Source organism: Streptomyces sp. NPDC111744 (assembly GCF_055634995.1).
The window spans coordinates 292,111-316,135 of sequence record NZ_JBVKCG010000005.1 but is presented as its reverse complement, the minus strand read 5'-3'; the positions used below and the strand labels follow the sequence as shown (position 1 = coordinate 316,135).

Sequence of the window (24,025 nt, the reverse complement as noted above, 5' to 3'; positions counted from 1 at the left end):
CGATCACGTGCACAGCGACGTCACGAGTGGCGGGACAGGGGCTTCACCGGTGGCTGACGACCGGTCCGGTGAGCCGCGGCCGGCCGTCGCAGTCTTCGGGGCCAACGGCTCCATCGGCAGGCATGTCGTCTCGGCTTTCGGGACAACGGGCTACCGTGTCCTCGCGGTTGCCAGGAAGCGTCCGCCGATGGCCGCCGGGAGCGGGTTCGTCGAGCTGGATCTTTCGGCGACCCCGCCTGCGGAGATCGCCGAGGTCCTGACGACGGCCGGTGCCCGGCTGATGGTGAACGCCGTCGGAGGGTGGTTCGCGTCGGCGGAGGACAACCAGCACGCTCATGTCGAGCTCGTCCAGCGCCTACTGGACGCCGCCGGGCTGATGCCCGCACCACCGCGGCTCGTGCAGATCGGTTCCGTCCACGAATACGGCCCGGTGCCGCACGGCACGGTGACGGGCGAGTCGTACGAGCCGAAACCACGAACGCCGTACGCACTCTCGAAGCTGGCCGGCACGGACGCCGTGTTGCGGGCGACTCGGGCGGGTCAGGTTCAGGGGGTCGTGCTGCGCGCGGTGAACGTGTTCGGCCCGGACGTGGCGGATGGCAGCTTCCTCGGTTCGGTGGTGCGCAGGCTCCGCGAACTTCCGGCCGGTTCCCGGCTGCGGCTTGAGGTGAGCCAGGACAAGCGGGACTACGTCGACGTACGGGATCTGGCCGATGCGGTCGTACGGGCGGCAGAGTCCTCGCTTGCCGGGCGGATCGTCAACATCGGGCGGGGCGAAGCGCTCGACATGCGCCGGATGCTCGAGCTGCTCGTCGCCGAAGCCGGACACGACCCTGACGTGCTCGATCTGACGACCGGATCGGTGAGCTCGAACGGAGGTGCCTGGACCCAGGCCGATATCCGCAGTGCGCGTCGACTTCTGGGCTGGGCGCCGAAGATCCTTCTCCGGCAGTCGTTGCGGGACATGTGGGAGGCCGCCGCCGAACTCTGACGGCTCAGCGCCGCGGGCGTCCGCGCCCTTAGTGAACACCCCGCTGGCAGGCCGCGACGCGGCAACAGCGGTAACGACGGCCCGTCACCGCACGTCCCTGCCCGGGCACGCTGAAAGAGGACTCTCATGATCTTGGTCACCGGCTCCACCGGAAACGTCGGCCGCAACATCGTCCGCGAACTCCTCGCCGCGGGTGAGCAGGTGCGCGCGCTCACGCGGAACCCCATTGGCAGCGGCCTGCCGGCCGAGGCCGAAGTGGTCGAAGGCGATCTCACTCAGCCCGATACGCTGTCCGCCGCGCTCGACGGGGTGCGGCGGGCCTTCCTCTTCCCGCTCTTCGGGGAACTCGAGGCCTTCCTCGGCCACGCACGCCGAAGCGGTCTCGACCGGATCGTGCTGCTCTCCTCCTCGGCGGCGACCTTCCCCGTCCCGGGGTGGATCGGCGAAGCACACCAGCACAACGAGGCGCAGGTGCGAGCCTCAGGGATCGACGCCACCTTTGTGCGCCCCACCCTCTTCATGGCGAACGACCTTTCCTGGGCGGACCACATCGCTTCGGCGGGAGTCGTCCGCGGTCCTTACGCCAAAGCCGCCACGGCTCCCGTGGACGAGCGTGACATCGCTGCGGTGGCGTCCGTGGCCTTGACGTCCGCCCAGACCCTCGACCACGTCTCGCTCACCGGGCCCGAATCGCTGAACCCGGTGGAGCGCGTACGCATCATCGCCGAAGTGCTCGGCGTGACGGCAGAGTACGAGGAGATCTCGCGCTCCCAGGCACACGCGCACCTGGTCCGGCACATGCCGCCCCAAGCCGCCGACTTCATGCTCGACCAGCTCAAGGACGCGGCCGACGGCAGGGCGGAGCCGGTCTCCACCGCTGAGTCCGTCATGGGCCGGGCGGCACACACGTACGCGTCCTGGGTCGAGCACCGCGTCGCCGACTTCCGGCGATGAACCCTCCCTCCGGCGTGAGCACCTACGGGAACGCCCTGGCGGACTCGCTCGGGCAGGGCTCGGGAGGTGAAGTCGCGTAACAGGCTCGTGGCCTGGCACCCCATCGCCATCGACACCGCACCGCAGGCTTTCCGGCCCGTCGTGCGGTGTTTTTCGTGCCGCGAAAGCGGCTCCTTGTCGTTCATGCCATCCGAAGGAGGGATCCATGACCACCACGCAGTACCCCCAAGCGGCCCCACCCGGCCGATCCGGGCGGGCGCCGTCGCTGACCTCGCTGCCGTCACTGACGGGGCTCCGGTTCTATGCGGCGACGGCCGTGTTCATCTGCCACGTCACCACCGCCAACATGGGCCTTTTCAGCGGGGAAACCGGGAAAGAGATCGCCCGGGTGTTCAACGTCGCGGGCGGCCTCGGAGTGTCGTTCTTCTTCATCCTCAGCGGGTTCATCCTCACCTGGTCCGCCCGCCCCTCGGACACCCCACGCCTGTTCATGCGCCGCCGCGTGGTCAAACTGTTCCCCAACCACCTGGTCACCTTCGTGCTCGCACTGGTGGTCTTCGCCGGCGCGACCATCACCTCCTGGAAGCAGTGGCTGCCCAACCTGTTCCTTGTGCAGACCTGGGTCTGGGACCCGTCGGTGACGTTCAGCGTCAACCAACCGAGCTGGTCGCTGGGTTGTGAGCTCGTTTTCTACCTGTGCTTCCCGCTGCTGTACCGCGCGGTGAACAAGATCTCCCCGGCGCGGCTGTGGGCCTGGGCCGTGGCCTTCCTGGCCGTCATCGTCGCGATACCCGTGTTCGCGTCCGCCGTGCTGCCCAGTGACGTGCACCTCCCCGGCTGGCAGACGAACGAGATCCAGAACTGGTTCGTCTACAACCTTCCACCGGTGCGGATGCTGGAGTTCGTGCTCGGCATGCTGCTCGCCCGGATCGTGCTGACCGATCGGTGGCTGGGCGTGCGGATGTGGCAGGCGGTGGGGCTGACCGCCATCGCGTACTACGCGGCACTCAAGGTACCTCTCCTGTACGCCCTTTGCGCGATCTGGGCGGCCCCGATAGGCCTGCTCATCGCCGCCGCCGCGGTCGCCGATATCCGCGCAGAGCGCTCGCCGTTCCGCGGACGGGTGATGAAGTGGCTCGGCGAAGTGTCGTTCGCGGTCTACCTGCTGCAGGCCACCGTGCTGATCGGAGCGGAGCGCCACTTCCTCTCCAAACACGGCCCCTACACCCTCGCCGAGGGGGTCGGACTGGCACTGCTGCTCTGGGTCGTCACCACCGTGCTTGCGTACCTGCTGTACGCGCTGGTCGAGCGGCCGGCCATGAAACGCTTCAGCCGGCCTCGCCGAAAGGACGTCGGGGTGCCCGCAACCGGGCCGCTGGAAAACGCCCGTTGACATGGTGAGCGTGCACAGGCCACGCTCACGATGTGAAACATTTTGTCATAAGAGTGAATGATTGAAGCAATATCAACCCTTAATCGCGGGTTGATATTGCTCTTTCTGTTTCCGCTCCCCACTCCCCGCTCCGCGATGTCTTGCGCGGGCTACCCGTTCGAACTCTGCAATCCCCGACCAAAGGATGTGCCGACATGTCCGAGACCCATACGTCCCAACAGTTCCCGAACTCCGCGCGGATCATGGACTACTTCCTCGGCGGCTCGGAGAGCCTCCCCGTGGACCGCGCCGCGGCCGACGGCATCGTGAAACTGCTGCCCGGCGGCCCATTGGGTGCGCGCGCCAACCGGCGCTTCCTCAACCGGGCGGTCCGTACCGCCACCCGGCGCGGCGTCAGCCAGTTCCTGGACCTCGGCAGCGGTATCCCGGCCGTCGGTGCCACGCACGAGATCGCGCCTGAGGCCAAGGTCGTCTACAACGACAACGACCCGGTCGTCGGGGACATCGCCCGCCGCATCCTGGGCGAGTCCTCAGACGGCCGCACGGCGTACGTCGACGCGGACTTCCGCGACCCCGACGCCGTGCTCTCGGCCCCAGCCACCAAGGAACTCCTCGACTTCTCCCGGCCGGTGGGAGTGTTGTTCGGCGCGCTACTGCACTTCGCGGTCGCCGCCGACGACCCGTACGGCACCGTCGAGCGCTACAAGGAGGTGCTGGCGCCCGGCAGCTTCATCGTCATCACCCACTCCAGCCCCGACTACGTCTCCGCGCCGGTTCGGGCCGCGGTCGCCGATTTGTACACCAACCTCCAGGTCGACCTCGCCCAGCGTTCTCGCTCGGAGATCAGGCAGTTCGTCGACACCGAGGGCTGGACGGTGCTCGAACCCGGTGTGGTGTCCGTCAACGAGTGGGAGACGGAAGAGGAGCGGGCGGCCGACGCGGACTACCAGACCAGCCGGGAGGACGCCGCCGGATTCGCCGCCGTCGCCGTGAAGAACTGATCCCTCGGCGTCGATCCACCGATCGGTGATCGTGGGCGGTGCCGAAGCCGGGCGCGATCACCGTCGGCACGCTGTGGTGGAGCAGGCGACCTGCGCCACCATCGGCAACCACGTCGTCAACACCGTAAAGGACGGTGACTTCTCCGCCGAGCGCTTCGCGTACGTCGAGCGGGTGCGGCAGGGGCTGCTCCCGAGACGGATGCGCTGACCGGTGACGAGGCCGCCGGCGTCGTCTGAGGACGAGAACAGCGTCGGCCGTGACTTCTTGCTCGGGATCGTCGAGGCCGGGGCGAAGGTCCGCAAGCTCCTCTGACCCGCGCGACACCACTCCGACTCTCCATGAAAGGGATGCGCATGTCCGCAGCAGCGCGATCGCTGACCCGGGCCCGAGAGACCGGGCCTATCGAGCCACTGAGTCTGCGCCGCGTGTGCGGCCTGTTCACGACCGGCGTGACGGTGATCACCACCGGCCCGGGCGGCGACGCGGACGGCACCACCGTCAACTCGTTCACCTCGGTCTCGCTGGAACCCCCGCTGGTGCTGTTCTGTCTGCACCAGCAGTCCCGGCTGCACACGCTCCTGGAGCAGAGCGGCGGATTCACCGTCAACTTCCTGTCCGGGCGGCAGCAGTCGCTGGCCCGGCACTTCGCCGGGCGTCGGTCCACCGCCTTCGAGGGCGTCCCGCACCACTTCACCGAGGACGGGCTGCCCGTGCTCAGCGAGGCCCTCGCCTACCTGACCTGCACCACGGTCGACATCCACACGGCCGGCGACCACGACATCGTCATCGGCGAGGTGGTGGAGCTGGGCACGCCCGAGCACGGCCAGGAGCCCCTGGTCTTCTTCGACGGATCGCTGGGGCCGCTCCAGAAAGGTGCGGGGCGCTTCCACCACACCGGACCGGAGTCCCCGGCACAGGCCGGACAGGCGTCCTGACATGCGCAAGGTGCTCATCGCCAACCGCGGCGAAATCGCGGTCCGCGTGGTCCGGGCCTGCCGGGACGCCGGGATCGCGAGCGTGGCCGTCTACGCGGACCCCGACCGGGACGCCCTGCACGTCCGGGTCGCCGACGCGGCCTACGCCCTCGGCGGTGACACTCCGGCCACCAGCTACCTGGACATCGAAAAGGTCCTGAACGCCGCCCGGGAGACCGGCGCGGACGCCGTCCACCCGGGCTACGGCTTCCTGTCCGAGAACGCCGAGTTCGCCCAGGCGGTCCTGGACGCGGGCCTGACCTGGATCGGGCCGTCGCCGCAGGCCATCCGCGACCTCGGCGACAAGGTGGCCGCCCGGCACATCGCCCAGCGGGCCGGCGCCCCCCTGGTCGCCGGCACCCCGGACCCGGTGGGCGGCGCCGACGAGGTCGTCGCCTTCGCGGAGGAACACGGGCTGCCGATCGCCATCAAGGCCGCGTTCGGCGGCGGCGGGCGCGGGCTGAAGGTCGCCCGGACGCTGGAGGAGGTGCCGGAGCTCTATGAGTCGGCGGTGCGTGAGGCGGTGGCCGCCTTCGGCCGCGGGGAGTGCTTCGTGGAGCGCTACCTGGACCGGCCGCGGCACGTGGAGACGCAGTGCCTCGCCGACAAGCACGGCAACGTGGTCGTCGTATCGACGCGTGACTGCTCGTTGCAGCGTCGGCACCAGAAGCTGGTGGAGGAGGCTCCGGCGCCGTTCCTGACGGCGGAGCAGACGGCCCAGCTGTACCGGGCCTCCAAGGCGATCCTGCGGGAGGCCGGCTATGTCGGCGCGGGGACCTGCGAGTTCCTGGTCGGCCAGGACGGCACGGTCTCCTTCCTGGAGGTCAACACCCGCCTCCAGGTCGAGCACCCGGTGACCGAGGAGGTCGCCGGTATCGACCTGGTCCGGGAGATGTTCCGGATCGCCGACGGCGAGGAACTCGGCTACGACGACCCGCAGCTGCGCGGTCACTCCTTCGAGTTCCGGATCAACGGCGAGGACCCGGGCCGCGGCTTCCTGCCCGCTCCCGGCACGGTCACCCGCTTCGACCCGCCGTCGGGTCCGGGCGTACGGCTGGACGCGGGGGTGGAGTCGGGGTCGGTGATCGGGCCGGCCTGGGACTCGTTGCTGGCGAAGCTGGTCGTCACCGGCCGGACCCGCAAGGAGGCCCTGGAGCGGGCCGCCCGCGCCCTGGACGAGTTCCAGGTCGAGGGCATGGCCACGGCGATCCCGTTCCACCGGGCGGTGGTGCGGGATCCGGCGTTCGCCCCGCCGGAGGGGCCGTTCACCGTCCACACCCGGTGGATCGAGACCGAGTTCGTCAACGGGATCGAGCCCTTCACCGCACCGGCCCCCGAGGCCGAGACGGCGGAAGGCGGCCGCGAGACCGTGGTCGTCGAGGTCGGCGGACACCGGCTGGAGGTCTCGCTGCCGGCGGTGCTCGGGCGGGTCCCGGACCGTGTGCCCAGCCTGGTCGGGGCGGCGGCGCCCCGGGGCCGCCGCCGCCCCGCGCCGGCCGCGTCCGGGGACACGCTCACCTCACCGATGCAGGGCACCGTCGTCAAGGTCGCCGTCGCCGACGGGCAGACGGTCGAGAAGGGCGACCTGGTCGTCGTCATCGAGGCCATGAAGATGGAGCAGCCGCTCACCGCGCACCGGTCCGGCACCGTGACCGGGATCGCCGCCGAGGTGGGCCAGGCCCTCGCCGCCGGCGCGGCCGTGTGCGACATCAAGGACTGAAGAGGCAACGGATCGAGGACTGGTCGACTTGGTACACCTCACCTACACCGACGCCATGAACACGGCCCTTGAGCGGCTGCGTTCCGTGGGGTACGAGCACGGGCGCAGCTTCGTCAACCATGCCCCGATGGCCGCCGAGGCCCTGGCACACATGGGATACGCCGACGAGGTGCCCCGCTGGGTGGAGGGGCATCTGCGCAGCCACTCCTTCCACGACGTGCCCGAGCGGCGGTTCACCATCGACCCGGCGGACGAGGCCGACTGGCGCCAGGCGCTCGGTGAGTTCGGCCGGGTCGCCGACTGGACGACGTTGTTCGAGCGGGAGCTGGCCGAGGGCCGGTGGACCGACGTACTGGCCCGCTGGTGGCCCCGGCTGCTGCCCGGCATGTCCGGGATGCTCACACACGGGGTGATCCGCACCGCGCACGCGGTCCGTGCCGTGGTGACCGCGGGCCCCGACAACCGGATGCAACTGGCCGAACTGGCCCACGGGCTCGGTTACTGGGCGGCCCGGTACTCGGACGGCGGGATCGCGGTCGAGGAGCACCCGGGCGGGGACGGCGGCGATGCCGTACGGGCGCTGGACGAGCTCGTCGCCGAGTTCTCCGGGGTCTACGCCACGCTCTCCCACAACCACCCCGTTCCACTGATCCACTCGGTCACCGGACCCGCCGCCGTACGACTGGTGGTGGAGCACCTCCCGGAGGCACAGCGGTGGCCGTCGTACCAGGTCGCGCGGGCCGTCAGCCGCACGATGCTCGACTGGTTCCACGCCGTGCCCCGGCCCTCGGCCCCGCTGCCGGACGCCCCGGGCGTGGCCGACCTGTTCGCCGAGGCCGTGCAGATCGGCGACGAGCACGCCATCAAGCTCGCCGAAGTGGCCGTACGGCACGAGGCGTGGGCGCCCGATCCGCGGCACGCGGCGGCCGCGCACGTGGCGAACCGGGCCATCGGGCGCCGGCACCGCTGACAGCTCATTTTCGACGGTCCCTCAGACCGGACCGTACGGACCCGTTCCCGAGGAGTGTCATGGACGCACAAGTCATCGTCGTGGGCGCCGGGCCGGCCGGCATGATGCTCGCGGGCGAGCTACGGCTCGCGGGCGCCGACGTCATCGTTCTGGAGAAGCTGCCCGCGCGCACCGGAGAGTCGCGCGGCCTCGGCTTCACCGCCCGCACCATGGAGGTCTTCGACCAGCGCGGACTGCTGCCCCGCTTCGGGGACATCGAGGTCAGCAACGTGGGCCACTTCGGCGGCCTGCCGGTCGACTTCGGTGTCCTCGACGGCGCCCACCAGGCTGCCAAAACGATCCCTCAGTCGGTCACCGAGACCGTCCTCGAGGAGTGGGCCGGCCGGCTCGGCGCGGACATCCGCCGCCGGCACGAGGTGCTCTCCGTCAAGGAGAAGGAGGACAGCGTCGAGGTCGAGGTGCGCGGCCCCGAGGGCGTGCACCGGCTGCGCGCCGAGTACCTGGTGGGCTGCGACGGCGGCCGCTCGACCATCCGCAAGGCCGCCGGGTTCGACTTCCCGGGGACGCCGTCGACGCTGGAGATGTACCTCGCCGACGTCAAGGGCATCCAGTTGGAGCCCCGGATGATCGGCGAGACCCTGCCCGGCGGCATGGTCATGGTCGGTCCGCTGCCCGGTGGCATCACCCGGCTGATCATCTGCGAGCGCGGCACCCCGCCGCAGCGCCGGGAGAAGCCGCCCACCTGGCAGGAGGCCGCGGCGGCCTGGCAGCGGCTGACCGGCGACGACATCTCGCACGCCGAGGCGGTGTGGGTGTCTTCCTTCGGTGACGGCACGCGGCTGGTCACCGAGTACCGGCGCGGGCGGATCCTCCTCGCCGGCGACTCCGCACACATCCATCTGCCGGCCGGCGGCCAGGGCATGAACACGAGCATCCAGGACGCCGTGAACCTGGGCTGGAAGCTGGGCGCGGTGGTGCGCGGGCGGGCGCCCGAGGCGCTGCTCGACACGTACCACGACGAGCGGCACCCGGTCGGCCAGCGGCTGATGATGAACACCCGGGCGCAGGGGCTGCTGTTCCTGTCGGGGCCCGAGGTGCAGCCGCTGCGCGATGTGCTGAACGAGCTGATCCGCTATCCGGAGGTCAGCAAGCACCTGGCGGCGATGGTCTCCGGCCTGGAAATCCACTACGACCTCGACGGGGGCGGCCACGGGCTGCTCGGCCGACGGCTGCCGAACGTGCCGCTCGTCGGCCACAAGAGGGTGGCCTCCAGCACGGAGGCGCTGCGCGCCGGGCGGGGTGTACTGCTCGACCTCGCCGACAACGCGAGGTTGCGGGAGCGCGCCTGGGCCTGGCGGGACCGGGTGGACGTGGTGACGGCGGTGGCGGAGGTGCCGGCCGACAGCCCGCTCGCGGGGACCACGGCCTTGCTGGTCCGGCCCGACGGTTATGTGGCCTGGGCGGCGCCGGGCAGTCACGCGGATCTGCCTATGGCTCTTGAGCGGTGGTTCGGGCCTGCGTGGTGAGTGTGCCGCGTCGTGTCGTGCTGCGGCTGCCCCACCGTCGTGGCTGGTCGCGCAGTTCCCCGCGCCCCTGAAGGGGCGCTTTTTGCTGGACCTCTTTGAGGAGAATCCCCATGCACAGCACCCTGATCGTCGCTCGTATGGAGCCGGCTCACAGTCAGGAAGTCGCCCGGTTGTTCAAGGAGTTCGACGAGACCGAGATGCCGCATCTCATGGGCACCCGGCGGCGCGAGCTGTTCGCCTACCGCGGGCTGTACTTCCACCTCCAGCACTTCGACACCGACAACGGCGGTGAGCTCATCGAGTCGGCCAAGACCGATCCGCGGTTCGTGCGGATCAGCGAGGACCTCAAGCCGTTCATCCAGGCGTACGACCCCGCCACCTGGCGGTCTCCCGCCGACGCGGTCGCCACGCGCTTCTACGACTGGGAGGGCCGGGCGTGAACGCCAGGCGAGTGGTCATCACCGGGGTCGGGGTCATCGCCCCCGGTGGTGTCGGCACGAAGAACTTCTGGAACCTGCTCAGCGAGGGCCGCACCGCGACCCGCGGCATCACCTTCTTCGACCCGTCCTCCTTCCGGTCCCGGGTCGCCGCCGAGGTCGACTTCGACCCGGAGGACCACGGGCTCAGCCCGCAGGAGATACGGCGGATGGACCGCGCGGCCCAGCTGGCGGTCGTCTGCGCCCGCGAGGCGCTCGCCGACAGCGGGCTCGACCTGTCCGGCGCCGACCCGCACCGGGTCGGGGTCACCATCGGCAGCGCGGTCGGCGCGACCATGGGCCTCGACCAGGAGTACCGGGTGGTCAGCGACGGCGGCAGGCTCGACCTGGTCGACCACACCTACGCCGTCCCGCACCTCTACAACTACCTGGTGCCCAGCTCCTTCGCCGCCGAGGTGGCCTGGTCGGTGGGTGCCGAGGGCGCGGCCACCGTCGTGTCCACCGGCTGCACCTCGGGTCTTGACTCCGTCGGGCACGCCGTCGAGCTGATCCGGGAGGGCTCCGCCTGCGCGATGATCGCCGGCGCCACCGACGCCCCGATCTCCCCGATCACCCTCGCCTGCTTCGACGCCATCAAGGCCACCACCCCGCGCAACGACGACCCCGAGCACGCCTCCCGCCCCTTCGACGGCACCCGCAACGGGTTCGTCCTCGGCGAGGGCTCCGCGGTGTTCGTCCTGGAGGAGCTGGAGGCCGCGAGGGCGAGGGGGGCCCACATCTACGCCGAGATCGCCGGGTACGCCTCGCGCTGCAACGCCTTCCACATGACCGGACTGCGCCCGGACGGCGCCGAGATGGCCGAGGCCATCACGGTCGCGTTGGACGAGGCGCACCTCAACCCCGACGCCATCGACTACATCAACGCGCACGGCTCCGGCACCAAGCAGAACGACCGGCACGAGACCGCCGCGTTCAAGAAGAGCCTCGGCGACCACGCGTACCGGACCCCGGTGTCCTCCATCAAGTCGATGGTCGGGCACTCGCTCGGCGCGATCGGCTCCATCGAGATCGCCGCGTCCGTCCTCGCCATGGAGCACAACGTGGTGCCCCCGACGGCGAACCTGCACACCCCCGACCCCGAGTGCGACCTGGACTACGTGCCGCTCACCGCCCGGGAGCACCGCACCGACGCGGTGCTCACCGTGGGCAGCGGGTTCGGCGGCTTCCAGAGCGCGATGGTGCTCGCCCGACCGGAGAGGAGCGCGGCAGCATGAGCACGCGCACGGTTGTGACCGGGCTCGGCATCGCCGCGCCCAACGGTCTCGGCACGAACGACTACTGGGCGGCAGCCCGGTCCGGGAAGAGCGGCATCGCCCGGATCACCCGGTTCGACCCGTCCGGGTACCCGGCGAAACTGGCCGGGGAGGTGCCCGGGTTCAGCGCGGGCGAGCATCTGCCGAGCCGGCTGCTCGCCCAGACCGACCACATGACCCGGCTCGCGCTCGTCGCGACGGACTGGGCGCTGGCCGACGCGGACGTCCGCCCCGCCGACCTGCCCGCGTACGACATGGGCGTGGTCACCGCCAGCTCGTCGGGCGGTTTCGAGTTCGGCCAGGGCGAGCTGCAGAAGCTGTGGAGCCAGGGCAGTCAGTTCGTCTCGGCATACCAGTCGTTCGCCTGGTTCTACGCCGTCAACAGCGGCCAGATCTCCATCCGCAACGGGATGAAGGGGCCGAGCGGGGTCGTCGTGTCGGACCAGGCCGGCGGCCTGGAGGCGCTGGCCCACGCGCGCCGGCAGATCCGGAAGGGGACGCAGCTCATCGTCTCCGGGGCGATCGACGCGTCCATCTGCCCGTGGGGGTGGGTGGCGCAGCTGGCCAGCGACCGGCTGTCCACGGCGGAGGAGCCCGAGCGGTCGTACCTGCCGTTCGACGCGGCCGCGGCCGGGCATGTGGCCGGCGAGGGTGGGGCGATCCTGATCCTGGAGGCCGAGGAGACTGCCAAGCGGCGGGACGCCCGGGTGTACGGGGAGATCGCCGGGTACGGCGCGACGTTCGACCCGGCGCCGGGCAGCGGGCGGCCGCCGGGGCTGCGCAAGGCCGTCGAACTGGCGCTCGCGGACGCGGGCGTGGACGCGGCCGACGTGGACGTCGTCTTCGCCGACGCGGCGGCCGTGCCGGAGCTGGACCGGGTGGAGGCGGACGCGTTGAGCGACGTGTTCGGACCGCACGGGGTGCCGGTGACCGCGCCGAAGACGATGACCGGGCGGCTGAACTCGGGGGCCGCGCCGCTGGACGTGGCCACGGCACTGCTCGCGATCAGGGACGGGATTGTGCCGGCGACGGTGCATGTCGAGGCGGAAGCCTCGTACGACCTGGACCTGGTGGTGGGGGAGGCGCGGGCCACCGAGGTGCGCACGGCGCTGGTGCTGGCCCGGGGGTATGCCGGGTTCAACTCGGCGATGGTCGTACGGGCGTAGTCCGCCGACGGTGCGCTGAACTCGCGCCGGTCACACAGCCGCGGGCAGTCGTGCCGCGGGGGCGGCACAGGTGGGCGCGGCGGCACCCTGCCGGCGCCGGTAAGCGCCCCGCCCCCAGCCCCCACCGGCCTCAGCCCCCAAGTCACACCCGCCCTTCCGGCCCACCACTCTCTCCCACGCCCGGGCCGGAAGGGCGGGTGTTCCCATTCGCAGAACCGAAAGGAAGATCACCGTGGCCACCCAGTCCTTCACCCTCGACGACCTCAAGCGGATCCTGCTGGAGGCCGCCGGTGCCGATGAGAGCGTCGATCTCGACGGGGACATCCTCGACACCGACTTCGAGGAGCTCAGCTACGAGTCGCTCGCCATCCTGGAGACCTGCGGGCGTATCGAGCGGGAGTACGACATCACGCTGGACGACGCCGTCGTGACCGAGGCGAAGACCCCCCGAGAGCTGCTCGCCCTCGTCAACACGCAGCTCGGCGACGTCGCCGCCACCGCGGCCTGACCTCTCTCCATCCCCTCCGGCCGCCGGCGCCCGCCCCCGTTCGTTCCGGGCGCCGGCGGCCTCTCCATGCCCGGAAAGACCTGAACGCCCTGAAAGGGAGCGGCAGACATGTCCGAACAGCAGCAGAAGGTCGCCCTGGTCTCCGGGGCCACCAGCGGAATCGGCCTCGCCTCGGCGCGGCTGCTGGCCCAGCAGGGCCACCGCGTCTTCATCGGCTCCCGGGACGCCGCGAACGTGGAGCGGACCGTCAAGGAACTGCGCGGAGAAGGACTGGAGGTCGACGGGACCACCCTCGACGTCCGGTCCGCGCTGTCCATCGCGAACTTCGTCCAGGCGGCCGTCGACCGCTACGGCACCGTCGACGTCCTGGTCAACAACGCCGGCCGGTCCGGCGGCGGGGTGACCGCCGACATCGAGGACGAGCTCTGGTACGACGTCGTCGAGACCAACCTCAACAGCGTCTTCCGCCTCACCCGTGCCGCCCTCACCACCGGCGGCATGCGGGACAAGAGCCGGGGGCGGATCATCAACATCGCGTCCACGGCCGGGAAGCAGGGGGTCGTGCTCGGAGCGCCGTACTCCGCCTCCAAGCACGGGGTCGTCGGCTTCACCAAGGCCCTGGGCAACGAGCTCGCCCCCACCGGCATCACCGTCAACGCCGTCTGCCCGGGGTATGTCGAGACCCCCATGGCCCAGCGCGTCCGCGCCGGTTACGCGGCCGCCTACGACACCTCCGAGGACGTCATCCTCGACAAGTTCACGGCGAAGATCCCGCTCGGCCGCTACTCCACCCCCGAAGAGGTCGCCGGACTCGTCGGCTACCTCGCCTCCGACACCGCCGCCTCCATCACCGCCCAGGCCCTCAACGTCTGCGGCGGCCTCGGCAACTTCTGATCCCGGCCCCCGTACCCGCCAAGGAGTCAACCCATGTCCGAGCCCAAGGAAGTCGAGCACGAGATCACCGTCTCGGCGCCGGCTGCCGAGGTCTACCGGCTGATCGCCGACGTGGCCAACTGGCCGCGGATCTTCCCGCCGACCATCTACGTCGACCACCTGGAGCGCTCCGGCAACGAGGAGCTCATCGGGATCTGGGCCACCGCCAACGGCGACGCCAAGAACTGGACCTCGCGCCGGGTCCTCGACCCCGACGGTCTGCGGATCACCTTCCGGCAGACGGTCTCCACGCCCCCCGTCGCGAGTATGGGCGGCACCTGGATCATCGAGCCGCTCGACGACACCACCGCCCGCATCCGGCTGCTGCACGACTACACCGCCGTCGACGACGACCCGGCCGGGCTCGCCTGGATCGACGAGGCCGTCGACCGCAACTCCCGCTCCGAACTGGCCGCGCTGAAGACGAACGTCGAACTCGCCACCGCCTCCGAGGAGCTGACCTTCTCCTTCGAGGACACCGTCGAGGTCGACGGCTCGGCCAAGGACCTCTACGACTTCGTCAACGAGGCCGACCGCTGGTCGGAGCGGCTGCCGCACGTGGCGACCGTCCGCCTCACCGAGGACACCCCGGGCCTGCAGACCCTGGAGATGGACACCCGCGCCAAGGACGGCTCCACGCACACCACCAAGTCGTACCGGGTCTGCCTGGACGGCCGGAAGATCGCCTACAAGCAGACCACCCTGCCGGCCCTGATGAACCTGCACACCGGCTACTGGACCTTCCGCGAGACGGACGAGGGCACCTTCGCCTCCTCGCAGCACACCGTCGTGCTGCGCCCCGAGAACATCGAGAAGATCCTCGGTCCCGACGCGGGTGTCGCCGAGGCCCGCGACTACGTCCAGGGCGCGCTCAGCACCAACAGCCGCGCCACCCTGAACCACGCCAAGGCGTACGCCGAAGCGAGGCGCTGACCCATGGCCGGTGCCGACGCTGTCGAGACACACGTCGTGGTGGTCGGCGCCGGACCCGTCGGGCTGATGCTCGCCGGGGAACTGCGGCTCGGCGGCGCCGACGTGACCGTACTGGAACGGCTGGACGCCCCGACAACGGAGTCACGGGCATCCACCCTGCACGCCCGCACCATGGAGCTGCTGCGACAGCGCGGCCTGCTCGACGGCCCCGGCGGCTTCGGCGACCCCGAGCCACCCCCCCACGAGCCCCGCGGCCACTTCGGCGGCCTCCCGCTCGACCTCACCCTGCCCAGCAGCCACCCCGGGCAGTGGAAGGTCCCGCAGACCCGCACCGAGGAACTCCTCGGCGCCTGGGCCGCCCGGCTCGGGGCGCGAGTGCTGCGCGGGCACGAGGTCGTCGCCCTGCTGGAGGACGCCGACCGCGTGACCGTGGTCGCCGAACACCAGGGCCGGCGGACGGAGTTCACGGCCCGCTACGTCGTCGGCTGCGACGGCGAGCACTCCGTCGTACGACGGCTCGCGGGCATCTCCTTCCCCGGCAACGGCGCCGAGCGGGAGCTGATCCGCGCCGACGTCGACGGCATCGACATCCCGAACCGGCGGTTCCAGCGGCTGCCGAACGGGCTCGCCATCGCCGCCCGGCGCGGCGACGGTGTCACCCGGGTGATGGTCCACCGTTTCGGCACCCCGCCCCGCGGCTCGGGCGAGGCGGAGTTCGCCGACATCGTCACCGCCTGGCGGGACGTCACCGGCGAGGACATCGCCCACGGCACCCCGCTGTGGGTCAACTCCTTCGGCGACGCCTCCCGGCAGGCCGAGCGGTACCGCGCGGGCCGGGTGCTGCTCGCCGGCGACGCGGCCCACCAGCAGATGCCGATCGGCGGCCAGGCCCTCAACCTCGGCCTCCAGGACGCGGTCAACCTGGGCTGGAAGCTCGCTGCCACCGCCCTCGGCCGGGCCCCTCGGGGCCTGCTGGACAGCTATCACGACGAACGGCACGCGGTCGGGCGCCGTGTGCTGTCCAACATCCGCGCCCAGGCCCGGCTGCTGCTCGGCGGGCCCGAGGTGGACCCGGTGCGCTCGGTCTTCGGCGAACTCACCTCGTACGAGAAGGTCCGGGCGCACCTCGCCGGGATGATCAGCGGGCTCGACGTGCGGTACGGCGACGAGCAGCCCGGGCTCGTCGGCGCGCGGCTGCCCGAGCTGCGGCTCGACTCGGGGGCGACCACCGCCGAACTGCTGCACTCGGCACGCGGGCTGCTGCTCGTGACGGACGAGTCGCTGGCCGGGGCGGCCGGGGACTGGTCGGCCTCCGTCGACACGGTCACCGCACGGCCCCTCGACACCGGCCCGCTCTCCTTCGGGGCCGTGCTGGTACGACCCGACGGTTACGTCGCCTGGGCCGGCGGCTCGGCGGACGGGCTGCGCGAGGCCCTCGGCCGCTGGTTCGCGCCCACCGCGCGTGCCGCCGACCGATCACCACAACTGACTGGCAGGAGAAGGAAGATGGGCAACCTGACCGGAAAGACCGCCCTTGTCACCGGCGCCAGCCGGGGCATGGGCCGGGCCACCGCCGAGCGGCTCGCCGCCGACGGCGCGCTGGTCGCCGTGCACTACGGCACCAGCGAGGAGGCCGCCACCGAGGTGGTCGCCGGGATCGAGAAGGACGGCGGCCGGGCGTTCGCCGTCAGGGCGGAGCTGGGCACGCCCGGTGACGTCCACGAGCTGTTCCTCGCGCTGGAGGCGGGGCTGAAGGAGCGCACCGGCGAGACCGAGCTGAACATCCTGGTCAACAACGCCGGTGTGATGGGCGGCGTCAAGGCCGAGGACACCACCCCGGAGCAGTTCGACCGGATCTTCGCGGTCAATGCCAGGGCGCCGTTCTTCGTCATCCAGCGGGCGCTGGCCAACATGCCCGACGGCGGCCGGATCGTGAACATCTCCTCGGGGCTGACCCGGTTCGCCAACCCGGACGAGATCGCGTACGCCATGAGCAAGGGCGCGGTGGAGCAACTCGCTCTGCACTACGCCAAGTTGCTCGGCCCGCGCGGGATCACCGTGAACAGCGTCGCCCCGGGGATCACCCGCAACGGCAACCCGGTGTTCGGCATCCCCGAGGCCGTCGAGGCCATGTCGGCGCTGTCCACCTTCAACCGGGTCGGCGAACCGCAGGACGTCGCCGACGTCATCGCCTTCCTCGTCTCCGACGACGCCCGCTGGGTCACCGGCTCCTTCGTCGACGCGAGCGGCGGCACGCTCCTCGGGTGACGCGGTGACCAGGACCCTTCCGTCACCGGTCGCCGCCGGCCCGGACGAGCGGTTCGGCCCCCGTCTGTGGGGCCTGCTGCTCGTCCTCGCCGGCAACATGCTCATCGACGCTCTGGAGGTGTCCGTCGCGGTGGTGGCGCTGCCCGCCATCGGCACGGACCTGGGGGTGGCGCCGACCGTCACCCAGTGGGCGATGACCGGCTTCGCCGCCGGCTTCGGCGGGCTGCTGCTGTTCGGCGCCCGGGTGGTGAGCCTGCTCGGCCGCCGCCCCGTCTACCTGGCGGCGCTGCTCGCCTTCGCCGCCGCGTCCGTGCTCAGCGCCCTGGCCCAGGACCCGTGGCTACTCCTCACCACCCGTCTGATCAAGGGCTTCTGCGCGGCCCTGACGGCCCCCACCGGCCTGGCGATCATCACCAGCACCTTCCCCGAGGGCAGGCCCCGCAGCAGGGCGGTCTCGGTCTACACCCTCTTCGGCGCAGGCGGCTTCACAGCAGGCCTGATCCTCTCCGGCTGGCTGACGGAAGCATCCTGGCGCTGGGCCTTCGCCTTCCCGGCGCCGGTGGTGCTGGTGCTGTTCGCCTTTGGACTGAGGCTGATTCCAGGCGCCCCAAAGGGGCGCGGGGCTGTATTGGATGTGCGGCTACCGCCGCGTGGGCGCGACCAGCCCCCACCGAGCCGCACCCGAACGACGACGTTGCAGCGCTACGACATCCCGGGCGCCCTTACCCTCCTGGGCGCCCTGCTGACCCTCGTCCAAGGCGTCACCCAACTCGCCACCCACCGCTGGAGCGACCCGAGAGCCGTCGGGCCGCTCTGCGCCGCAGCCCTGCTGCTGCTCGCGTTCGGGCAGATCGAGCACAGATCGGCCGACCCCCTGCTCAAAGTCGGCCCCGCGCTGCGCAGCAACCCGGCCCTGCTCCGCTCCGCCGCCGGCGCCGCCTGTCTCAACGGCTCCTACCTGGGCCTCCTGTTCGTCCTGACGTACCAGACCCAGACCCTCGCCGGCTGGTCACCCCTGCACGGCGCCCTCGCCCTCGTCCCGGCCGCCGCGCCCCCGGCGCTGACCGCGCTGGCCTCCGGCCGCCTGGTCGCCAGGTTCGGCGCCCCCCGTCTCATCGTGGCCGGCGCCGCCTGCGCCTTCGCGGGCTATCTGCTCCAACTGCGGCCGGATCCATGGCCGTTGGACTACCAGGGCCGGACACTGCCCACGCTCCTGCTGGTCGGCGCCGGTTTCGTGCTGTCCTTCGCCGCGCTGAACATGCAGGCGATGTCCCGCCTCGCGCCCGCCGACAGGCTCACCGGCAGTGGCCTGTACCAGACCGCCGTACAGCTCGCCGCGGTCGTCACGGTCGCGCTCGTCGCCGCCCTGCTCGCCGCCCAGGCGCCCGCGCCCGGTGCCGGACCGGCCGCCGCGGCCGCCGCCTGCCGGCCCGCGCTGACCCTGGTGGCCGTGCTCGGTTTCCTGGGCCTGCTCGTCGGCCTCACCGGCCTGATCCGAACCCCACCCTCCTCACTCCACGACGGGGAATGACCATGGACCAGACAACGCAGACCTGGGTCTTCGACGACCTGGACGACGATCTCGACGACTGGGACTACGAGTTCGAGCACGACCAGATCGTCGAGGTGGTCCCGCCCGGCCTCGAGCACCTCGCCTCCGTCGGCCTCGCCGAGCGCACCCGGATCATCGACGCGTACGTGCGCGGTGAGCTCGCCCGGGTGCTGCGGGTGTCGCCGGAGAGCATTGACACCGTGGGCCGCCCGATGAACAGCCTCGGCATCGGGTCCATCAACGGCCTGGAGCTCCAGTGCCGGATGGAGGCCGCGCTGCGCGTCGACGTCAACCTCAACCAGCTGCTGCGCGCCAACAGCGCCGCCGAGCTGGTCGAGTGCCTGGCCGGGCAGCTCGGCTCGGAGGACAGCCCGCACAAGCACGCCGGGAAGGACGAGTACCACCTGGTCGCGCACGACGTGCCGAGCCCGAGGTGATCGGGCAGATGCCGGTCCTGGAGTTCGGCGCGGCCGCCCTCGCGGCCGGGACCCGGCTGCCGGCGGCCGGGCAGCTGGACGTCTGGCTGATCCGCCGGGCACCGCTGGAGACCGCGGTCGAACTTCTCGACCTGACCGAGCTGAGCGAGGCGGAGCGCAGGCGGACCGCGTCCTTCGTCCGGCCCACGGACGGGGTGACGTACGCCTCCGCGCATGTCGCCCTGCGCCGGCTGCTGGGGGCCTACCTGGGGCTGGCCCCGCGGGACGTGCCGTTCGTGCGGGAGCCCTGCCCGGGCTGCGCCGAGCCGCACGGCCGCCCGGCGGTCGCCCACCCCGACCCGCCGCTGCACTTCTCGCTGGCCCACAGCCACGGCATGGCCGTGGTCGCCGTCTCCCGTACGGTCGTCGGCGCCGACGTGGAGCGGCTGCCGCGGGCCGAGACCGTCGAGGTGTGCACCCCGGCGCTGCACCCGGGGGAGCAGGCGGAGCTGGCGGCGCTCGACGACGCCGGGGAACGGCGTGCGGCCTTCGGCCGGCTGTGGACCCGTAAGGAGGCCTATCTCAAGGCGCTGGGCACCGGGCTGTCCCGCGACCCGGGCCATGACTACCTGGGTGCCGACGCGCACCGCAGGCCGGCCGGCTGGACGCTGCTCGACCTGCCGTCGGGGCCCCGGCACAACGCGGCCGTCGCGGTGCGCGGCGGGGCGCCGGACCAGGTCACCGTGCGCTGGGTGCCGCCGGTCGCGCTGTACGCGGGACAGACGGTCGACCTGGACACCGACGGCACCGTGGGCGTGCCCGTGCGCCGGGGCGCCGACGGCACGACCACCGGAGTATCCGACTGGGGAGCGTGACCCACCAATGTCACTCGAACAGAAAACCGGCCGCCCGAGCCTGCACGACCGTGAGCATCGTGGCCAGTGGACCGCCGCCGAGCGTATCGAGGAGCTCGGCCTGATGAAGGAGGCCGCCCGGCACGGCGACCCGCTGGCCACCGAACGCCAGCACGCCAAGGGCAAACTCACCGCGTACGAGCGTATCGAACTCCTGCTCGACGAGGGGTCGTTCAACGAGGTCGAGATGCTCCGCCGGCACCGGGCCACCGGCTTCGGCCTGGAGAAGAAGCGGCCGTACACCGACGGTGTGATCACCGGCTGGGGCACGGTCCACGGCCGTACCGTCTTCGTCTACGCGCACGACTTCCGCATCTTCGGCGGCGCCCTCGGTGAGGCCCATGCCCAGAAGATCCACAAGATCATGGACATGGCCATGGCGGCGGGGGCCCCGCTGGTGTCCCTCAACGACGGTGCCGGCGCCCGGATCCAGGAGGGCGTCTCGGCCCTCGCCGGCTACGGCGGCATCTTCCAGCGCAACACCCGCGCCTCCGGAGTGATCCCGCAGATCAGCGTGATGCTCGGCCCCTGCGCGGGCGGCGCCGCCTACTCGCCGGCCCTGACCGACTTCGTCTTCATGGTCCGGGACATCGCCCAGATGTTCATCACCGGACCGGACGTGGTCAAGGCGGTGACGGGCGAGGAGATCAGCCAGAACGACCTCGGCGGCGCCGACGTCCACGCCACCGCCTCCGGCGTGGCCCACTTCGCCTACGACGACGTACGCAGCTGCATGGAGGACGTACGGCACCTGCTGTCGCTGCTGCCGTCCAACAACCGCGACCTGCCGCCCAGAGTGCCCGCCGCGGACCCGGCGGACCGCCGGACCGACCGCCTGCTGGAACTCGTCCCCGAGGACCCCGGGCGGGTCTACGACATCCGTACCGTCATCGAGGAGATCGTCGACGACGGCGACTACTTCGAGATCCAGCCCTGCTTCGCGACCAACGTGGTGTGCGCGCTGTCCCGGCTGGACGGCGAGGTCGTCGGCATCGTCGCCAGCCAGCCCGCGTCCTTCGCCGGCGTCCTGGACATCGACGCCAGCGAGAAGGCCGCGCGGTTCGTGCAGTTCTGCGACGCCTTCAACATCCCGCTGGTGACCCTGATCGACGTACCGGGATTCCTGCCGGGCGTGGACCAGGAGCACAACGGCATCATCCGGCGCGGCGCCAAGCTGCTCTACGCGTACTGCAACGCCACCGTGCCGCGCATCTCCCTGGTGCTGCGCAAGGCGTACGGCGGCGCGTACATCGTCATGGACTCCCGCTCCATCGGCACCGACCTGGCGCTGGCCTGGCCGTCCAACGAGATCGCCGTGATGGGCGCCGAGGGCGCGGCGAACGTCATCTTCCGCCGGGAGATCGCGGCGGCGGACGACCCCGAGTCCACCCGCGCCCAGAAGATCAAGGAGTATCAGGCGGAGCTGATGCACCCCTACTACGCGGCCGAACGCGGTCTGATCGACGACGTCATCGACCCGCGGCAGACCCGTAGCACCCTGATCCGCGCCCTCGCGATGCTGCGCAGCAAGCAGGCCGACCTGCCGTGCCGCAAGCACGGCAACCCGCCGCAGTGAGCGCGGCGGAGGGCGTGAACGGCACGGACGGTGCCCTGGTCATCAGGGTCGTGAAGGGCGCGGCGAGCCCCGCCGAGCTGGCCGCGCTGACCACCGTCCTGCTCGCCCGCGCGGCCGCCCTGGCCGCGGTGGACCCGTGCCCGCTCGAGTCCCGCCCAGTGGCCGGCTGGCGCCGCCCGGAACGCCTCGCGGCGCACCGCGACCCCCGCGGCTGGCGTCTCGCGGGCAGTCCAGCGGCATGACCGGCCCCCTCACCCGAATTGGAGCCACGGACCCCATGACGTCCCCGTCCCTCGACCGTGTCGGCACGGTCCCCGAACTGCGTGCCGAACTCGACGCCCTGCGCGCCGAGTTCGCCGTACTCGCGGACCGCGCGGCCGTCGCCGAACTCATCGACCGTTACATCACCCTGCTCGACACCCAGGACGAACACGGCTTCGACCCCGCCTGGCCGGCCACGGTCTTCACCCCGGACTGCCGTCTGGAGTTCCCGGTCGGCACGGTCGAGGGCCGCGACGAGGCCGCCGCCTTCCACTACGACCGCAAGTCCCGTTTCGCCCGCACCCACCACCTGGCCGCCAACTACGGCATCCGGGTCGAGGGGGACACCGCCCGGATCCGCATCCACCTCGTCGCGTCCCATGTGCACCACGAGGACGGTCCCGACCCGGACGGCCGCTTCGACATCGGCGGCCACAGCGAGGGCGAGGCCGTCCGCACCCCGGACGGCTGGCGGCTCAGCCGCTGGCGCTTCCACCTGACGTGGTCCGACGGGGCCGGTCCGCGCCCCGGCCCCGACCCCCGCGAACTGCGCAGTTCCCAGCCACGCCCACGCCACCCGAAAGGACGATGAGACCGTGTCAGGAACCCCGACCACCGCGCTCAACCTGGGCGCACTGCGCGAGACTCCCGGCGACGACCGCCGGCGCGCGTTCGAAGTGTTCCTCTGCCGGAGCCTGGCCCAGCACCTGGACATCCCCCCGGCCCACCGCATCGCCCGCGACCGCCCCCTCTACACCCAGGGCATCGACTCCCTCACGGCCCTGACCCTCCAGCGCACCCTGGAGTCGGCCCTGAACATGCCGGTGCCCGCCCACCACCTCCTGCGCGAGCAGTCGGTGGGCGAACTGGCCGCGACCCTGAGCGACTTGGTCGACCGGACCTGAGACCCCGGCGGCCGCCACCAGGCTCCTGTGCCGTTGAGCGCGAGATGCCCGGCATCTCGGCTCATCGGCCCAGGAGCACCCTCCTGACAACGATGTCATACCTCCCCGAGGCCGACGCCCGCCGCGTGACATGCTGAGAGCGGGACGGACCGAGAGGCGGCGCATGCGATGGACTGGGCTCGGTTCGCACAACAGCTGGCGTCGATGGCGCGGGATCTGCTGGCACAGGAGTCGGTCGACGCCACCCTGGGCCGGATCACCGCTGCGGCCACGGAACTGGTGGAGGGCTGCGACGCAGCCGGCATCCTGGTGCTGCACGGCAAGGAGGTGCGCACGCTCGCCCCCACGGACCAACTGGTCGTCGACAGCGACCGGCTCCAGGAGCGGCTGGGCGAAGGCCCGTGCTTCGACGTCGCCCACACCGAGAACGAGGAGCGGGTGTTCCGCATCCGGGACTTCACCCGGGAGCAGCCCCGCTGGCCCGAATTCGCCCCTCAGGCCCGCCGGCTCGGCGTGGGCAGCATGATGGGCTTCCTGCTGTACACCGAGGACGAGGAACTCGGCGCGCTGAACGTCTACTCCCACCGGCCCGGCGCCTTCACCGAGGCCAGTGAACTGGCCGGCTGGCTGCTGGCCTCCCATGCGGCGGTCGCCTTCTCCAGCGCCCGCACCCAGGCCCAGCTGGAACGGGCCGTCGCCACCAGGCACCTGATCGGCGAGGCCATGGGCATCCTGATGGGCTGCCACCACCTCACCGAGGAGCAGGCCTTCGACGTACTGCGCCGCTACTCGCAGGAGAACAACATCAAGCTCCGCGAGGTCGCCCGCCGGGTCTGCGAAGAGGGCCCGCTGTCGTGACGGGGCGGGCGGGGTCGCTGTCGTGACGGGGTGGGCGGGGTCGCTGTCGTGACGGGGTGGGCGGGGCCGCTGTCGTGACGGCCGGCGTCCCGGGAGCACCCGGTTCGACGCATTCGCCGCCCACCAGCCGAACAGCACCCTCACCACCTGGACCCTCTGGTCCGGCCCCAGCATCGACCAGCCCACCTGGACCGTCACGGCATCCCCGTACACCCCCAGCTCACTGCTGGCCGACCTCTCCGAAACGCTCGCCCACGACACCGGCACCCGCCACGCCCAGCCCGCCGGCCGCGCACGAAAGACCAGCCTCACCACCAGCCCGCTGGCCACTGGTGGTGCCGGTGGCGGTGAGGTGCCACGTCCGGTCGGAGACGGGCGTCTCGTAGGCGGCCACGGTTTAGGCGGCCTCGCGGGGGTCTGCTTGGTGGACGCGCTCGATGCGCAGGGTCTGGGAC

At 71.4% G+C, this 24,025-nt stretch carries 24 protein-coding genes and 2 pseudogenes; 25 read left to right on the top strand and 1 reads right to left on the bottom strand.

Going from position 1 to position 24,025, the window contains the following annotated elements:
• Window positions 1-49 precede the first annotated feature (49 nt).
• The 25 genes and pseudogenes from ACZ7OO_RS14120 (at window position 50) to ACZ7OO_RS14000 (ending at window position 23,570) form a co-directional block, all read left to right on the top strand.
• Window positions 50-991 carry an NAD-dependent epimerase/dehydratase family protein gene (locus ACZ7OO_RS14120; protein WP_471504642.1) on the top strand — a complete coding sequence of 314 codons (942 nt, stop codon included), beginning with the start codon at window positions 50-52 and terminating at the stop codon, window positions 989-991.
• A 126-nt stretch (window positions 992-1,117) separates the two neighbouring features.
• On the top strand, window positions 1,118-1,945 hold the full coding sequence (locus ACZ7OO_RS14115; RefSeq protein ID WP_471504640.1) for an NmrA family NAD(P)-binding protein: 828 nt from the start codon (window positions 1,118-1,120) through the stop codon (window positions 1,943-1,945).
• Window positions 1,946-2,150: 205 nt separating this feature from the next.
• Window positions 2,151-3,338 carry an acyltransferase family protein gene (locus tag ACZ7OO_RS14110; protein ID WP_471504638.1) on the top strand — a complete coding sequence of 396 codons (1,188 nt, stop codon included), beginning with the start codon at window positions 2,151-2,153 and terminating at the stop codon, window positions 3,336-3,338.
• A 194-nt stretch (window positions 3,339-3,532) separates the two neighbouring features.
• Window positions 3,533-4,339 carry an SAM-dependent methyltransferase gene (locus ACZ7OO_RS14105; protein WP_471504637.1) on the top strand — a complete coding sequence of 269 codons (807 nt, stop codon included), beginning with the start codon at window positions 3,533-3,535 and terminating at the stop codon, window positions 4,337-4,339.
• A 76-nt stretch (window positions 4,340-4,415) separates the two neighbouring features.
• The gene (locus ACZ7OO_RS14100) at window positions 4,416-4,547 is read left to right on the top strand and encodes a hypothetical protein (RefSeq protein WP_471504635.1); all 132 of its coding nucleotides are present in this window, start codon (window positions 4,416-4,418) and stop codon (window positions 4,545-4,547) included.
• A 146-nt stretch (window positions 4,548-4,693) separates the two neighbouring features.
• Window positions 4,694-5,275, top strand: coding sequence for a flavin reductase family protein (locus ACZ7OO_RS14095; RefSeq protein ID WP_471504633.1), 582 nt, complete (start codon window positions 4,694-4,696; stop codon window positions 5,273-5,275).
• Between the two features lies 1 nt (window position 5,276).
• A pseudogene (locus ACZ7OO_RS14090) lies at window positions 5,277-6,741 on the top strand (acetyl-CoA carboxylase biotin carboxylase subunit); the annotation flags it as partial.
• A gap of 62 nt (window positions 6,742-6,803) precedes the next feature.
• Window positions 6,804-7,034 (top strand): annotated as a pseudogene (locus tag ACZ7OO_RS14085) (acyl-CoA carboxylase biotin carboxyl carrier protein subunit); the annotation flags it as partial.
• 55 nt (window positions 7,035-7,089) lie between these two features.
• Window positions 7,090-8,004 (top strand): hypothetical protein, encoded by a 915-nt coding sequence (locus tag ACZ7OO_RS14080; protein WP_471504632.1) that lies wholly within the window; start codon window positions 7,090-7,092, stop codon window positions 8,002-8,004.
• Window positions 8,005-8,063: 59 nt separating this feature from the next.
• Complete coding sequence (locus ACZ7OO_RS14075; RefSeq protein WP_471504630.1) at window positions 8,064-9,530, top strand: FAD-dependent monooxygenase; 1,467 nt, start codon at window positions 8,064-8,066, stop codon at window positions 9,528-9,530.
• 110 nt (window positions 9,531-9,640) lie between these two features.
• Window positions 9,641-9,970, top strand: a complete 330-nt coding sequence (locus tag ACZ7OO_RS14070) for a TcmI family type II polyketide cyclase (RefSeq protein ID WP_217549284.1) — start codon at window positions 9,641-9,643, stop codon at window positions 9,968-9,970.
• Window positions 9,967-11,241: a beta-ketoacyl-[acyl-carrier-protein] synthase family protein gene (locus ACZ7OO_RS14065; protein WP_471504629.1), complete on the top strand. Its 1,275-nt coding sequence runs from the start codon at window positions 9,967-9,969 to the stop codon at window positions 11,239-11,241. The genes ACZ7OO_RS14070 and ACZ7OO_RS14065 overlap by 4 nt, the downstream gene beginning before the upstream one ends.
• Window positions 11,238-12,446, top strand: coding sequence for a ketosynthase chain-length factor (locus tag ACZ7OO_RS14060; RefSeq protein WP_471504627.1), 1,209 nt, complete (start codon window positions 11,238-11,240; stop codon window positions 12,444-12,446). Before ACZ7OO_RS14065 ends, ACZ7OO_RS14060 begins: the two co-directional genes overlap by 4 nt.
• A 232-nt stretch (window positions 12,447-12,678) precedes the next feature.
• Entirely contained in the window at window positions 12,679-12,954 is a 276-nt protein-coding gene (locus tag ACZ7OO_RS14055) for an acyl carrier protein (protein WP_471504625.1), read from the top strand.
• 108 nt (window positions 12,955-13,062) lie between these two features.
• Window positions 13,063-13,848: a 3-oxoacyl-ACP reductase FabG gene (gene fabG / locus ACZ7OO_RS14050; RefSeq protein ID WP_471504624.1), complete on the top strand. Its 786-nt coding sequence runs from the start codon at window positions 13,063-13,065 to the stop codon at window positions 13,846-13,848.
• Window positions 13,849-13,881: 33 nt separating this feature from the next.
• The gene (locus ACZ7OO_RS14045) at window positions 13,882-14,820 is read left to right on the top strand and encodes an aromatase/cyclase (protein WP_471504622.1); all 939 of its coding nucleotides are present in this window, start codon (window positions 13,882-13,884) and stop codon (window positions 14,818-14,820) included.
• Between the two features lie 3 nt (window positions 14,821-14,823).
• Window positions 14,824-17,088, top strand: a complete 2,265-nt coding sequence (locus ACZ7OO_RS14040; protein WP_471504620.1) for an SDR family oxidoreductase — start codon at window positions 14,824-14,826, stop codon at window positions 17,086-17,088.
• 4 nt (window positions 17,089-17,092) lie between these two features.
• Window positions 17,093-18,619 carry an MFS transporter gene (locus tag ACZ7OO_RS14035; protein ID WP_471504619.1) on the top strand — a complete coding sequence of 509 codons (1,527 nt, stop codon included), beginning with the start codon at window positions 17,093-17,095 and terminating at the stop codon, window positions 18,617-18,619.
• A 2-nt stretch (window positions 18,620-18,621) separates the two neighbouring features.
• Window positions 18,622-19,077, top strand: a complete 456-nt coding sequence (locus ACZ7OO_RS14030; RefSeq protein ID WP_471504617.1) for an acyl carrier protein — start codon at window positions 18,622-18,624, stop codon at window positions 19,075-19,077.
• A gap of 8 nt (window positions 19,078-19,085) precedes the next feature.
• Window positions 19,086-19,931, top strand: a complete 846-nt coding sequence (locus ACZ7OO_RS14025; protein ID WP_471504615.1) for a 4'-phosphopantetheinyl transferase family protein — start codon at window positions 19,086-19,088, stop codon at window positions 19,929-19,931.
• A gap of 103 nt (window positions 19,932-20,034) precedes the next feature.
• Window positions 20,035-21,546 (top strand): acyl-CoA carboxylase subunit beta, encoded by a 1,512-nt coding sequence (locus ACZ7OO_RS14020; protein WP_471504931.1) that lies wholly within the window; start codon window positions 20,035-20,037, stop codon window positions 21,544-21,546.
• Window positions 21,543-21,788 (top strand): acyl-CoA carboxylase subunit epsilon, encoded by a 246-nt coding sequence (locus tag ACZ7OO_RS14015; protein WP_471504613.1) that lies wholly within the window; start codon window positions 21,543-21,545, stop codon window positions 21,786-21,788. Before ACZ7OO_RS14020 ends, ACZ7OO_RS14015 begins: the two co-directional genes overlap by 4 nt.
• Before the next feature lie 35 nt (window positions 21,789-21,823).
• Entirely contained in the window at window positions 21,824-22,399 is a 576-nt protein-coding gene (locus tag ACZ7OO_RS14010; RefSeq protein WP_471504611.1) for a nuclear transport factor 2 family protein, read from the top strand.
• A 4-nt stretch (window positions 22,400-22,403) separates the two neighbouring features.
• Complete coding sequence (locus ACZ7OO_RS14005; protein ID WP_471504610.1) at window positions 22,404-22,712, top strand: acyl carrier protein; 309 nt, start codon at window positions 22,404-22,406, stop codon at window positions 22,710-22,712.
• A gap of 168 nt (window positions 22,713-22,880) precedes the next feature.
• Window positions 22,881-23,570, top strand: a complete 690-nt coding sequence (locus tag ACZ7OO_RS14000; RefSeq protein ID WP_471504608.1) for a GAF and ANTAR domain-containing protein — start codon at window positions 22,881-22,883, stop codon at window positions 23,568-23,570.
• Between the two features lie 220 nt (window positions 23,571-23,790).
• Here the strand turns inward: ACZ7OO_RS14000 and ACZ7OO_RS13995 are convergent, their stop codons facing one another.
• Window positions 23,791-23,964 carry a hypothetical protein gene (locus ACZ7OO_RS13995; RefSeq protein ID WP_471504607.1) on the bottom strand — a complete coding sequence of 58 codons (174 nt, stop codon included), beginning with the start codon at window positions 23,962-23,964 and terminating at the stop codon, window positions 23,791-23,793.
• Between the last annotated feature and the right edge of the window lie 61 nt (window positions 23,965-24,025).